The 13,175-nt window shown below is 56.4% G+C and carries 13 protein-coding genes; 2 read left to right on the forward strand and 11 right to left on the reverse strand.

Features of this window, described 5'->3' with window-relative positions:
* Positions 1 to 2: 2 nt before the first annotated feature.
* Positions 3 to 1,469: a 5-carboxymethyl-2-hydroxymuconate semialdehyde dehydrogenase gene (gene hpaE / locus ACNQ0W_RS17560; protein ID WP_062932406.1), complete on the reverse strand. Its 1,467-nt coding sequence runs from the start codon at positions 1,467 to 1,469 to the stop codon at positions 3 to 5.
* A complete protein-coding gene (gene hpaG, locus ACNQ0W_RS17565) occupies positions 1,466 to 2,743 on the reverse strand; it encodes a 4-hydroxyphenylacetate degradation bifunctional isomerase/decarboxylase (protein WP_062932405.1) in 1,278 nt (425 codons plus the stop codon). The genes hpaE and hpaG overlap by 4 nt, the downstream gene beginning before the upstream one ends.
* Before the next feature lie 268 nt (positions 2,744 to 3,011).
* Here hpaG and hpaR point away from each other — a divergent pair, with 268 nt between their 5' ends.
* Entirely contained in the window at positions 3,012 to 3,452 is a 441-nt protein-coding gene (gene hpaR / locus ACNQ0W_RS17570; protein WP_003856591.1) for a homoprotocatechuate degradation operon regulator HpaR, read from the forward strand.
* A gap of 83 nt (positions 3,453 to 3,535) precedes the next feature.
* On the forward strand, positions 3,536 to 5,200 hold the full coding sequence (gene tsr, locus ACNQ0W_RS17575; RefSeq protein WP_003856589.1) for a methyl-accepting chemotaxis protein: 1,665 nt from the start codon (positions 3,536 to 3,538) through the stop codon (positions 5,198 to 5,200).
* A gap of 321 nt (positions 5,201 to 5,521) precedes the next feature.
* On the opposite strand, the gene ACNQ0W_RS17580 is transcribed toward tsr, so the two are convergent.
* The 9 genes from ACNQ0W_RS17580 to ACNQ0W_RS17620 all read right to left on the reverse strand — a co-directional run bounded on the left by ACNQ0W_RS17580 (position 5,522) and on the right by ACNQ0W_RS17620 (position 12,815).
* Positions 5,522 to 6,031 carry a GNAT family N-acetyltransferase gene (locus ACNQ0W_RS17580; RefSeq protein ID WP_062932404.1) on the reverse strand — a complete coding sequence of 170 codons (510 nt, stop codon included), beginning with the start codon at positions 6,029 to 6,031 and terminating at the stop codon, positions 5,522 to 5,524.
* Positions 6,031 to 8,322 carry a phosphatidylglycerol--membrane-oligosaccharide glycerophosphotransferase gene (gene opgB, locus ACNQ0W_RS17585; RefSeq protein ID WP_062932403.1) on the reverse strand — a complete coding sequence of 764 codons (2,292 nt, stop codon included), beginning with the start codon at positions 8,320 to 8,322 and terminating at the stop codon, positions 6,031 to 6,033. Before opgB ends, ACNQ0W_RS17580 begins: the two co-directional genes overlap by 1 nt.
* A gap of 271 nt (positions 8,323 to 8,593) precedes the next feature.
* Positions 8,594 to 9,076, reverse strand: coding sequence for a DUF2501 domain-containing protein (locus ACNQ0W_RS17590; RefSeq protein ID WP_015572603.1), 483 nt, complete (start codon positions 9,074 to 9,076; stop codon positions 8,594 to 8,596).
* An 84-nt stretch (positions 9,077 to 9,160) separates the two neighbouring features.
* Positions 9,161 to 9,898: a DNA replication protein DnaC gene (dnaC, locus tag ACNQ0W_RS17595; RefSeq protein WP_003856580.1), complete on the reverse strand. Its 738-nt coding sequence runs from the start codon at positions 9,896 to 9,898 to the stop codon at positions 9,161 to 9,163.
* On the reverse strand, positions 9,895 to 10,440 hold the full coding sequence (gene dnaT, locus ACNQ0W_RS17600; protein WP_062932402.1) for a primosomal protein DnaT: 546 nt from the start codon (positions 10,438 to 10,440) through the stop codon (positions 9,895 to 9,897). Before dnaT ends, dnaC begins: the two co-directional genes overlap by 4 nt.
* Positions 10,441 to 10,564: 124 nt before the next feature.
* Positions 10,565 to 10,993: an organic hydroperoxide resistance protein gene (locus ACNQ0W_RS17605; protein ID WP_062932401.1), complete on the reverse strand. Its 429-nt coding sequence runs from the start codon at positions 10,991 to 10,993 to the stop codon at positions 10,565 to 10,567.
* Between the two features lie 84 nt (positions 10,994 to 11,077).
* Complete coding sequence (locus ACNQ0W_RS17610) at positions 11,078 to 11,530, reverse strand: MarR family winged helix-turn-helix transcriptional regulator (protein WP_015572604.1); 453 nt, start codon at positions 11,528 to 11,530, stop codon at positions 11,078 to 11,080.
* Positions 11,531 to 11,574: 44 nt separating this feature from the next.
* Complete coding sequence (locus tag ACNQ0W_RS17615; RefSeq protein ID WP_032103059.1) at positions 11,575 to 12,048, reverse strand: threonine/serine exporter; 474 nt, start codon at positions 12,046 to 12,048, stop codon at positions 11,575 to 11,577.
* A complete protein-coding gene (locus tag ACNQ0W_RS17620) occupies positions 12,039 to 12,815 on the reverse strand; it encodes a threonine/serine ThrE exporter family protein (RefSeq protein ID WP_017383842.1) in 777 nt (258 codons plus the stop codon). The genes ACNQ0W_RS17615 and ACNQ0W_RS17620 overlap by 10 nt, the downstream gene beginning before the upstream one ends.
* Positions 12,816 to 13,175: the final 360 nt, after the last annotated feature.

Below are 13,175 nucleotides of genomic sequence, written 5' to 3' on the forward strand. Positions count from 1 at the left end.
GATCAGATCCCCCACTTTGGAATCGGATGGTCGCCCATGGAGATGCAGACGTTCTTCATCTCCGCGAAGACCTCGAAGCTGTACTCGCCGCCCTCACGTCCGGTGCCGGAGGCCTTCACGCCGCCAAACGGCTGGCGCAGGTCGCGCACGTTCTGGGTGTTAACGAATACCATGCCCGCTTCGATGTTGTGCGCCAGACGCAGCACTTTGCTGACGTCCTGTGTCCAGATGTACGACGCCAGGCCATACTCCACGTCGTTCGCCAGGCGCAGCCCTTCCGCTTCGTCCTTAAACGGCAGCAGGCAGGCCACCGGCCCGAAGATCTCTTCCTGCGCCACGCGCATGCGGTTATCGACATCCGCCAGCACGGTCGGGCGCAGGAAGTTGCCGCCTTTCAGGTGCGCAGGCAGATCGGTCGGTTTGTCCGGGCCGCCCGCCAGAAGGGTTGCCCCCTCTTCAATACCGAGGCGGATATAGCCGGAGACTTTTTCCCAGTGTGGCTTGCTGATGAGCGCGCCAATCTGGGTGTTCGGATCGGTCGGGTCGCCCACGCGCAGGCGATTGGCGCGCTCGGCAAAGCGTTTGACGAACTCCGGGTAGATGCTCTGCTGAATGAAGATGCGCGAGCCGGCGGTGCAGCGTTCGCCGTTGATGGAGAAGATGGTAAACAGAGCGGCGTCCAGCGCGCGCTCGATGTCCGCGTCTTCAAAAATCAATACCGGCGATTTGCCGCCCAGCTCCATGGAATACTTCTTCAGCCCGGCGTTTTTCATGATGTTGCGCCCGGTGGCGGTGCCGCCGGTGAAGGAGACGGCACGCACGTCATGATGACGCACCAGCGCGTCGCCCGCCGTGGCGCCATAGCCCTGCACCACGTTCAGCACGCCCGCCGGAATGCCCGCTTCGAGGGCCAGCTCGCCCAGACGGTCGGCGGTCAGCGGGGAGAGTTCAGACATCTTCAGCACCGCGGTGTTTCCGAGCGCCAGGCAGGGCGCGACTTTCCAGGTGGCGGTCATAAACGGCACGTTCCACGGCGACACCAGCGCGCAAACGCCTACCGGCTGCACGAGGGTGTAGTTGAGCATCTTGTCGTCGACCGGGTAGGTTTTGCCGTTCATCTGCTGGCACACCTCGGCGAAGAACTCGAAGTTGTGCGAGGCGCGCGGAATGAGCACGTTTTTGGTCTGGTGGATCGGCAGGCCGGTGTCGGCGGTTTCCATCGCGGCAATGTCCGGCACGTTCTGGTCGATCAGCTCCCCCAGGCGACGCATCAGGCGCGCGCGCTCCTTCATCGGCAGGTTGGCCCATTTTGGGAACGCCTCTTTGGCGGCGGCAACGGCCTGATGGATTTCGGCTTCGCCGCCGGAGGCCACTTCTGCCAGCACTTCGCCGGAGGCCGGGTTAGTGGTGTGGAAGTACTCACTTCCGGCGACGTTTTTCCCGTTGATCCAGTGGTTAATCTTTTTCATTTTGCAGTCTCCTCACTGACAATTCGGTTTACCAGGCGGCCTACGCCTTCCACTTCCACCACCACCTCATCGCCCGGCACCACGTCGGACAGCCCCTTCGGCGTGCCGGTGGCAATCATGTCGCCCGGTTGCAGGGTCATAAAATCGCTCAGATACGCAATCAAGTAGGGGATGCTGAAGATCAGGTCTGCCGTGGTGCCTTCCTGACGCAGTTCACCGTTGACGTAGGTGCGAAGACGAAGGTTGTGCGGGTCAGGAATGGCTTCTTTTGGCACCACGTTCGGGCTGATGGGGGTCAGCCCGTCGCGGCTTTTCACCCGCAGGTTCGGGCGATAGTAGTTTTCGAGATAATCGCGGATGGCGTAGTCGTTGCACACCGTGTAGCCCGCAACATACTCCATCGCCTCGGCTTCGCTGACCTTGCGCGCGGTTTTGCCGATGACCACCACCAGCTCGGCTTCGTAATGCATGTATTCAATGTTGTCTGGGCGCACCGAGGTCTGGTTGTCGCCGTTAAAGGTGTTCGGCGCTTTGATAAACACCAGCGGTTCGGTGGGGGGCTTGAAGTCCAGCTCGCTGGCGTGGTCGGCGTAGTTCAGGCCGAGGGCGAACAGCGTGGCGTGCGGCGGCGTGCGCGAAGCGATGGTAACATCGCGTTCCGCCACTACCGGGTTTTCCAGTGGCGGAAATCCTTCTGCCAGAATGCGTACCCGATCGCCCGGGCGAATTTCGACGCGGCTTTGCGGAGTACCGAGCAATATCGCATCGCCGGGGTTCAGGGTGGCAAATTCGCTCAGGGCGCTCAGCAGTTCGGCGGCGTTGCGGTGCAGATCGGCCGTGTTCCAGTGGTCCGCTTCGCGTCCGTTGATCTCGGTGATGATGGTCAGGTTGTCCACGTTATCAACGGCGACAGGTTCGCCGAGCGGGCAAAATCCATCCCGGCATTTGGCTTTAATCGCCGGGCGATAGAAGCTCTCTTCCGGCAGGCTGATTTCGTTGGCCAGCGCGTAGCCAGCGATGTACGCCGCCGCCTCTTCAACGCGTACTTTGCTGGCGGTTTTGCCCACCACCAGCGCCACCGTTGCGCCGCTTAACACGGTTTCTCCCTGCGGGAAGGGAATCGGCTCGCCTGCGCGAATAACGGTGTTATGTGGCTTGATAAACCACACCGCCGTTTTTGGCGGCGCGTTATAGGGGGCTTTTTCAAACGCTTCAGCCCAGGCTGCACGCTGGCTCTGGTGGTTTAGCGCTACGGCAAAAACAGTACCTTTCATTCCCATACTCCTCAAACCGGTTGTCCGGTTTTGATTTCATTAATATGTTAATGATCTGGTTTTATGCTTTTGCTGTTCGTTTCGCAATCAGAAGTGAATAATTTGTGATATGAATAACAATAAATTTACATCAAAAGGTGAATTATCATTTAAATCAAGTCATTAAAAAAATGACGTTGTTTCTGTTAGACTTTTTGGGTTACAACGTGTTGTCTATAAAAGCATCTGTTTTAAATTGTTTACTTGTTAATGATGTAAGGGGAAGGTGATGCATGACTCATTAACCATCGCACTGTTGCAGGCGCGTGAAGCGGCGATGGGCTACTTCCGCCCGATAGTGAAGCGGCATAATCTGACCGAGCAGCAGTGGCGTATCGTCCGCGTGCTGGCCGAGCATCCCTCCATGGATTTTCACGATCTGGCGTTCCGCACCTGCATTTTGCGCCCAAGCCTGACCGGCATTCTGACGCGGATGGAGCGCGACGGTCTGGTGCTGCGCTTAAAGCCGGTGAACGACCAGCGCAAGCTATACGTGTCGCTGACGAAAGAAGGCAACGCGCTGTACCAGCGTGCGCAGGCTCAGGTGGAAGAGGCGTATCAGCAGATTGAGGCGGAATATACTCCGGAGAAGATGACGCAGCTCACGGCGCTGCTGGAAGAGTTTATTGAACTCGGAAACCGACATATTGCCGCGCGGGACGAAGAGTAAAAACCCTAAATTCCAGGATGATTTTCGTAAAGTTTTCCCTTTCCAGGCCGAAAATTCTGTATCTGTCTGAGGAAAGAGAAAACATGTTAAATCGTATCAAGATTGTCACCAGCTTACTGCTGGTTTTAGCGATATTTGGCCTTTTACAACTCACATCCGGTGGTCTTTTCTTCAATGCCCTGAAGCATGACAAAGAGAATTTCACCATTCTACAAACCATTCGCCAGCAACAATCCACCCTGAACGGTAGCTGGGTGGCGCTGCTGCAAACCCGTAACACCCTGAACCGCGCGGGTATCCGCTACATGATGGATCAGAACAATATCGGCAGCGGCTCAACCGTCGCCGAGCTGATGCAGATTGCCTCTGCGTCTCTGAAACAGGCGGAAAAAAACTGGGCGGATTACGAAGCGCTGCCGCGCGACCCGCGTCAGAGCGACGCTGCGGCACTGGAAATCAAACGTAATTACGATATCTACCATGGCGCGCTGGCCGAGCTGATCCAGCTGCTGGGGGCGGGCAAGATCAACGAGTTCTTCGACCAGCCGACCCAGAGCTATCAGGATGGCTTTGAGAAGCAGTACGTCACCTACCTGCAACAGAACGACGCGCTGTATCAGACCGCGGTTGAAGACAGCAACAGTTCTTACCGCCAGGCTATCTGGGTGCTGATTAGTGTGCTGGCTGCGGTGCTGGTGGTGATTGTTGCCGTCTGGCTGGGCATTCGTCAGGCGCTGATTTCGCCGCTGAACCGTCTGATTGACAGCATTCGACATATCGCCAGCGGCGACCTGGTGAAGCGCATCGACGTGGAAGGCTCCAACGAGATGGGGGAACTGGCTGACTCCCTGCGCCACATGCAGGGCGAGCTGGTGCGTACCGTGGGTGACGTGCGTAACGGCGCAAACGCCATTTACAGCGGTGCGAGCGAAATCTCGATGGGCAATAACGATCTCTCATCCCGTACCGAACAGCAGGCTGCCTCTCTGGAAGAGACCGCCGCCAGCATGGAACAGCTGACTGCCACCGTGAAGCAGAACGCCGAGAACGCCCGTCAGGCGAGCAACCTGGCCCTGAGCGCGTCTGAAACCGCGCAGAAAGGCGGTAAGGTGGTGGATAACGTGGTGCAGACCATGCGCGACATCGCCGGCAGTTCGCAGAAAATCGCCGACATTATTAGCGTGATCGACGGGATTGCCTTCCAGACCAATATTCTGGCGCTGAACGCGGCGGTAGAAGCGGCACGTGCGGGCGAGCAGGGCCGTGGTTTTGCGGTGGTTGCAGGTGAAGTCCGAAACCTGGCGCAGCGCAGCGCCCAGGCGGCTCGCGAGATCAAGAGCCTGATTGAAGATTCCGTGGGGCGCGTGGAAATTGGTTCAACGCTGGTGGAAAGCGCGGGTGAAACCATGGGCGAGATCGTGAATGCGGTAACGCGCGTGACGGACATCATGGGCGAAATCGCGTCTGCGTCTGACGAGCAGAGCCGCGGTATCGACCAGGTTGGGCTCGCGGTGGCTGAGATGGATCGCGTGACCCAGCAGAACGCCTCGCTGGTGGAAGAGTCTGCGGCGGCGGCTGCGGCACTGGAAGAGCAGGCGAGCCGTCTGACGCAGGCCGTTGCGGTGTTCCGTATTCAGCAGGAACAGATGAAGGCGCGCGAGTTCGCCTCGGCGAAAAGCGTTGCCGCACCGGTAGTGGCGCGTAAACCGGCGACCGCAGACGCGGGCGATAACTGGGAAACGTTCTGACGCTGTGCGTTTCGCCGGGTGGCGGCTACGCCTTACCCGGCCTACGGGATGTGCAATTTGCCGGGTGGCGGCTGCGTCTGACCCGGCCTACGGATTGTGGGTTTTGCCGGGTGGCGGCTACGCCTTACCCGGCCTACGGGATGTGCGTTTTGCCGGATGGCGGCTGCGCCTGACCAGGCCTACGGGATGTGCGTTTCGCCGGGTGGCGGCTACGCCTTACCCGGCCTACGGATTGTGGGTTTTGTCGGGGGCGGCTGCGTCTGACCTGGCCTGCGGAATGGGGTTTTGTAGGCCCGGTAAGCGCAGCGCCACCGGGCGATTTTACAGAGGCAGGCGCATGGCGCAGCGGGAACCATACGCTAAACCGTGCGCCGTCTCTTCCTCGCGTTTCTGGCGCAGTTCCGGCGTCAGCGTCGTCATCATTTCAAACCCTAATCGCCTGTAGAAGGGCGCATTCCACGGGACATCACGAAACGTCGTTAACGTCAGCGAGTTAAGCCCCAGACTGCGGGCATGCGCGGCGGCACGGGCGATTAACTGGCGTCCAAGACCTCGTCCCTGCCAGTCCAGGTGAACCGACAGTTCCACAATAAACAGCGACGATGGATGAGCTTCGGCGAGAATAAAGCCCACGGGCCTGTCGTCAGCCAGCGCCAGCCAGCTTAATCCGCGTCCGGCGTAACCGAGGTGATCTTCAACGGAAGTAACCTCATTGTCTGCCAGCCAGGCCAGCTCAGGAACGTCGCGAAACCGCTGCCCCGCCGCGCGTTCGATGGCGGGCAGGGCAGCGACATCGTCGATGCGGGTCGGGCGAAGGGTGAACGCCGTCATCAGCCAGCGCTGCTCACAATTTTAATCTCCACCATGCCGATCCCCAGCTTGCGCGGAGCGTGACCGAGAATATTCCCTTCGTTAGTGGACTGCGGATCGGGCGGCACAATGACCAGCGTATTGCTGCGCGTTGGGTTATCGAAGTGCAGCGTGCTGGTGGTGACATCATTGCTCAGCGTCAGCGTCTGTTCTTTATCACCGACGCGCACCGGTATAGGACGGTTTGCGTTGGGACCAAATGCCCTGGCGGTGATCACCAGATCGAATTTCTCCGGCAGTGGATGGGTATACTCAATTTTCACCTCATCGCCTAACTGCGCGTTAGACCAGCGCCCCCAGGATTCCGGCCGAGAAATACCGCTGAACTGCTTCACCTCTTCCGGCGCGCCGGCAACATAAAAGATGAAGCTGTCTGCTTTATAACGAATGTCGTTGTCGACGATTTTCAGCAGGTCTACGTTGCGCTGATAGCGTGCGGTATCAATAACCGTATCTTTAAACGCGGTTTTTCCCTGCCACTGCGGTTTGTCAACGTGTTGCACGGTCTGCTCGCCGCCGAGTTGCCCCTGAGAGACGCACCAGTCGGTGGATAGCGACAGCTGTTGCGACCAGAGCTGGCCCATTTTGTAGCATTTGTCGACCCAGACGAAATTATCGCGCGGGGCAAATTCCGCCAGCTGGAAGCGCAGTGGCGCGGAGTATTCACTTTCCGGCAGTGGCTCGACGCGGTTATCCGACACGCGCAGCAGCAGCGGCAGACGGAAATGGCTACCGGAGAACGCGATCATTTTTTTATCCTGATCGATGGTGAAATCTTTTATCTCTTTCGGGAAGTTCCACAGACGAATGATATCCGGTTTCCAGGCGAGGATTTTTTCCTTCATGTTGAGGAAGATTTCCGACAGGGACTGGCCCGAAAGCGTACTGCGGCCCAGGCCAATGAAGTTATCGCCACCCAGAATATCCAGCACGGTAGCGCCGTTATCCATCGAGTTACGTTTAGCGGCAATGATCTCCTGCTGCGGTTTATCGCCGCGCAGCACAAAGAACAGGTTGCTGCGATCAAGCTTATTCAGCTCATCCCAGGCGCTGTTTTTCATCGCCAGATGGTCAGATGAGACGACAATGACCGTATTTTTGAAATACGGCGACGCTTTGATTTTCTCGATTAACGCCGCGATATGCTCCTGGCTACAGGTCACGGCGCTGAACGACTTGTTGTTTTTACCGTCAATGTCGTAGCCCTGACGTTTACAGGTGCGTGAGACGAAACCATCCGGATGATGCGTGTCAACGGTCAACGCAAACAGCGAGAAGCGTTTACCGGCGCGGGAAAGCTCCTCGAATTTCTTCCAGGTTTCATCCAGAACGGTATCGTCGTAAAAGCCCCAGTCGTTGCGGTAAGCCGGATCGGCCACCGTGGTTTTCAGCTCTTCGGAACCATACAGGTGATCGAAACCGTGGGATTTCAGGAACACATCTTTCCCGGCAAAGCGCAGGTTTGCACCCTGCATAAAGTAGTTTTCATAGCCCGAGTTTTTCAGGATATCGCCAAGGCAAATGTTCTGCGGGAAGAAGCTCGACATCGAGGCGGAGGCGTTGCCTTCAAACGGAGCGAACAGCGGAATGCCGCACTGGGAGGCCACCATCCCGGCGATGGTGTAATCCGTGCCGGGCAGTTGCATGGTGTGGCTGAAGTCGAGGCCCTGGTTTTTCAGCGCGCCAAGCTCTGGCGTCAGGTTCGGGAAAGCATCGTTATCAAAATAGGTGCGTTCCAGACTTTCGCCGTAGATATAGACCAGGTTGAGTCTGGGATTGTCGATCTTCTTCGAGGGTTCTTTGTAATAGGCCGCAAAGTCCGGGTCGCCATCGCGCGACTGGGATTTTACCAGCTCGGTAATTTGATGGAATGCCGGGCTGGCATCCACGGAGGCCAGCGCCAGGCACAGCGCCAGCAGGCTGTAGCCATGATGATGCGGACGGTGACGGCGACGGCGCAGAACCCAGGCCAGCGCGGCGAAGATACCCACCAGGGCGACCACCAGCCCCAGGCCCGGAAGGATGTACTTACCCACACCAGCGCCGGTCAGGCTGTTGGTCAACGTGTAGAGCACCGCGTCGTTAATACCGTCGCCGGTAAAGTAATCGCTGGCATATAACGTAATGTTCAAAACAATAAAAATGCCGAGCACCACCAGGGTGGCCACAAACCACCAGGTGTGACGACCGGCTTTCCAGGCATAAACGCCGATGGAAGCCAGGAAAAGGACAAGGGACATTAACTCTGACAACAGCAGATCCTCATCATGCCGGACGCTTAGCCGGCTAAATGCTTATTTTTTGGGTAATACAATGTAATTGCGATATCACTTAGCTGCAATTTTAGTGTCACGAAAGTGTGCTGTTGTTAGGATTTGGTTTATAAAATCGGATTTTTGAATACCGTCGCATCGTGGCATACGGAGGCTGAGGTGGTGGCTGGGGGTAAAAAAACGCACTTCACGCCGCGGTGTAAGACTAACGTAATAAACCCGGCGTGTTGTGGCAGAAAATGGGAGGCGATCAGGAGAGGAAATTAACGCCTTGTTTCAGCACCAGATCGCAGGCTTTCGTTTTCACCTGTTTCGCCAGAGATGAATTTCCAAGGGTGCTGAGGTTCAGCTGCTGGCCATTTTGCGCGTTCAGCAGGCCCTGAATACCGTCCATATAGTTGGTGTCCGCTTTCTGCTCCTGGGTGTCCAGACCAAGTTTACCCAGCACCTGGTTTTTGATGTTTTCGGTATCGGTGACGGAAGCCAGTTTCTGCTTCGCGCAGTATTCCAGAATGCCCGCCGCGTTATTCATCGTTCCGGCGCTCAGGCTTTGGGAGCTGTTACTCAGCAGGCCGGTGAGGGACGAGGCTGACAGCCCGCCCTGGGAAGTGCCGCTCTCTTTGGTTAACTCACTTGCTGCGCTGGAGAGCGACTCCTGCCATGATGCGGCCTGCGCTGCGCCAGTCACCAGCAGGGCGCCAGTAAGGATGCTGATAAGAAACTGTTTTTTCATAATGATTTACTCAACAAGGTCCGTTTTGGGCCAAAAGTGGGTTCAGTATATACCTCTGCTCTTCCGGCGCTCCCTGGAAATATCTTAATACTCTTTGCCGGTGACGCGGCTGCGGTAGCTGTCCCAGTCGAAGATGACGTACAAGCTGTTACCCAGCTTCATGCGATCCATCACCCGCTCGCCAAGAAGTCGGGTCATCTCGTCGATATTGTGGTTCGTCAGCATACCGGTTGGGCGTTTTGACGACGAACGGCGATCGACAATCTGGTTGATGATCACTTTTTCGTAGCGGGACTCCGTCTGGACGCCGATCTCGTCGATGACCAGCAAATCCACGTTACTCAAATCATTCAGCAGCTGTTCTTCGCTGGTTTCGCGGTTGCTGAAGGTGTCCTTCATGGCGGACATAATATCGGCCACGGTGATAATCAGCACTGACTTCCCGCGCAGCAGCAGCTCATTGCAGATAGCGGCCGCAAGGTGATTTTTCCCCGTGCCGGGTTTTCCGCTAAAGATGAAGCTGGCAATGTTGCCGTCAAATTCATCCACGTACTGGCGCGCCTGGTTAAGGGCGTTCATCTGCCCCTGTGACTCGACCTTATAATTCTCGAAAGAGCAGTTCTGGTGCAGAGGGCGAATGCCCGAGCGGTTAAAGGTGCGCTGCATTTTCATCGCGCGGTTTTCGCGGGCGAGGGCCGCCGCGCGAATTTTACCCTGCTCTTTTTGCCATGCCAGCAGCTCTTCACCGGTGGTGAAGGCGGGCTTCACGTTGGCGGGCATCATCTTCTGCAAACGTTTCATCAGGTCGCCGACGTTTTTCATTTCGCACCTCGGAATCCATCAGGGATTTTTTTGTCCGGTTCTGAAAAGGCATTGATATCACGCTTTGGCTGGCCGTTGTTGCTGGCGCGGTTAATTTGCAGACTGCGCGCGAACTTTTGCTGCCACTGAACATGGTGGAAGATTTTTCCTTCAGCCTGCCAGTAAGCGGTAAAGGCCGCCAGCTCTTCCGGCGTCGCGGGCTGCGAGAGGGCTATTCCCCATAAGGCCGCCTGCCGCTGAAAATCGGCGTCCGGCTGCCAACCGGCGTACATGGGAAATTTCCCCATTGGAACGGCCACCGGAGCGCTGGTGGGTTCGTCAAAAAACTGATTATCCAGCATGACATCGCTCGCCGGGCGCGACAGCTTCGCTTCAATGTCCAGAAGCTGCGCCAGACGTTCCGGCGTGACCGCATAAAACGCCGGGGCGTTGTCGGCAAATACCGCGAGCGTGCCGCCTTCGGCGTGCGTCAACACACCGCGAGGATCGCGCATAAAGGCATCAATGCCAGCAATGCTGGTGGTCAGGATTCTGGAGGACATAACACTTTCTCAACTGATTACTACGGGCGTGATTGAGGGTTATGGTAGCACAGAGAGAGGAGAGGAAAGGAGAGGATTTCCCCGGCGGCGTTACGCTTACCGGGGCTAAAATCTCAGGGGCTGGTTACGCGATGATGTTCAGCGTCACGTCGATATTACCGCGCGTCGCGTTAGAGTACGGACAGACGATATGCGCCGCATCCACCAGTTTTTTGGCTTCCGCTGCGTCCATCCCTTCAACGTGGATGTTCAGCTTCGCTTCGATACCAAAACCGGTTGGCAGCGGGCCAATCCCCACTTCGCCTTCAATAAAGGCGTCTTTTGGCAGAGCGAATTTGTCGCGTCCCGCAACGAACTTCATTGCGCCCAGGAAGCAGGCGGAGTAGCCCGCAGCGAACAGCTGTTCAGGGTTGGTTACTTCACCCCCCATGCCGCCCATCTCTTTTGGCACACCCAGTTTGACATCCAGAACGCCATCGGAAGACGTTGCGCGGCCATCACGGCCTCCGGTTGCTTTGGCTTTGGCAGTGTAGACAACTTTTTCTAAAGACATGGCAGGTTCCTCACCTTACGTTTATATGCGCTATTAAATAGCGCACGATGTATTAAGTTAAAATCAGACGCGTAAAGTATAGCCTTACGCGCGATGCAGCTGTTGGCGCAAAAGTTCGAGCTGTTGCTTGAGCGCCAGCATGGTGTCGGTATCACACTGCGCTGCACAACCCACGGCATGGGGTATCGTCACGGCCTGCTGTTGCAGCGCCCGACCCGCGTCGCTCAGGGTGACGGCGACCTGACGCTCATCCTGACGGGAGCGCTGGCGGAAGATCAATCCTGCGCTTTCCAGGCGTTTCAGCAGGGGAGTCAGCGTGGCGGAATCCAGGAACAGCCGCTCGCCAATGTCTGACACCGTAATATCATCCTGCTCCCACAGCACCAGCATCACCAGGTATTGCGGGTAGGTCAGGTTAAGCGGCGCCAGCAGTTGCCGGTACAGCTTGTTAAGCGCCAGATTTGCCGAATAGAGGGCAAAACAGAGCTGGTTATCCAGCAGAAGCGCGTTGGTGGTGTCGTTCGTTTTTGCGTCCATGAAATGAATATAGATAGCGCACGATACAATTGCAAGCGATTTTATTATACGCGTGGACGTTTGCGGTAAAGCCATAATCCGGGGATCGACAGGCCGATGGAGAGCGCGCCCACAATTGACGAGGCTTTAAGGAAGTTGCTCAGAAGCAGGATCATCTGCGGTTCGCTATAGCCAAAGTGGCTGATTTTGACGGCGGAGATCATTGCCGTATAGGCTGAAATGCCCGGGAACATAGGGATTACCGCCGCCACGGTGAACACCTTCGGGTGCGCCAGATACCAGCGGGACCACTGAATACCGATACTGCCGACCAGCATGGAGGCGATAAACGTCGACCATTCGATATTAAAGCCTGCGGTCATCATGATCATACGTGAGCCGTGGCCAATGGCACCCAGCAGCGCACACCAGGGTAATGCACGCTGTGGGACGTTAAACACCATCGCAAAGCCAACGGCAGGAAGGGCTGCCAGGAGCATGTCCTGCGCCAGTGCGAGCAGAAAATCCATCACGCCCATCCGCGTAACCCCCAGAGTGTCATGGCCATTACCACCCCGATACAGGTCGCCAGCGTCAGCAGGCTGGCTATCGCCCAGCGCGCCAGACCGGTGTTGATGTGGCCTTTGAACATATCAGCAACGGCATTGATTAAGGGAAAACCCGGCACCAGCAGCAATACGCTGGCGGCCATCGCAACAGTAGGCGTGCTGGCGAAGTAAGGCTGGCGCAAAAGAAGGCCGGATACGGTTGTCGCCACGAACGCCGTGATGCAGAAGTTAATTTGCGGATGCAGTTGCCTGTGCGTCAACAACTGGCGGACATACATCGCGATGCTGCTGGCAAAGAAGGTCACGACAGCGCCGTCCCAGCCGCCCGCGTTGAGTTTGCAGAAGCAGGCGCAGGAGAGTCCCACCATCAGCACAACCAGCCAGCGTGGATACCGGAGAGGTTTGATCTGGTTGAAGCGTTTCTCTATCTCCCGCAGATCGAGCAGCTTGTGTTCGGCAAGGATCACGATGTGCTGCACTTCCGTCACGACGTGCATGTTAATGCCGCGGTCATGATTTTTACGGGTAGAGGTCAGGCACTGTCCGTCTTTAATGGTGGTCAGCACAATGGCATTTGACGAGATGGAGCTCTCGACGCTGTCCATCCCCAGCGCCAGCCCAAGGCGTGTGGAAAGTTCTTCGACGAGGGCGCTTTCTGCCCCGTGTTGTAAGAGAAAAAGCCCGCACTGAATACATAGCCGCGTGGTAGCACGTTGCGTAGACCGATCTGCCTGCATGAAACGCCCTGAAGAGTAGAGAGATTGCTTACTTTTAACACAAAGTGCAGGACCCTTTGCGCTGGGCCAGATCAACATTTGTGCGATCAGTTCGCGTGACCAGCATGGCGAAAAACCGCATTTTTATTTATTAAATGAATATGAGATGGGGATTTATAAAAACAATATATTAAGTAATTCTAATTTCATATTTTCGTTCTTTTCACGCAACCTGAATTAAATTTTTGTGGTCTTTATGCGATATTAAGCCTGTATTGGGCGTTTCTTAACCCATGTGACATTTCTTCTGGTTTGCGAGTATTAAGCCGTTTTGTACTTAAGGATGCAAACGTGTTTAACCTCGTAGGGTTAGTTCGTTCT

The organism is Enterobacter cloacae complex sp. 6730903 (genome assembly GCF_048283985.1).
Lineage (GTDB): Bacteria > Pseudomonadota > Gammaproteobacteria > Enterobacterales > Enterobacteriaceae > Enterobacter > Enterobacter hormaechei_C.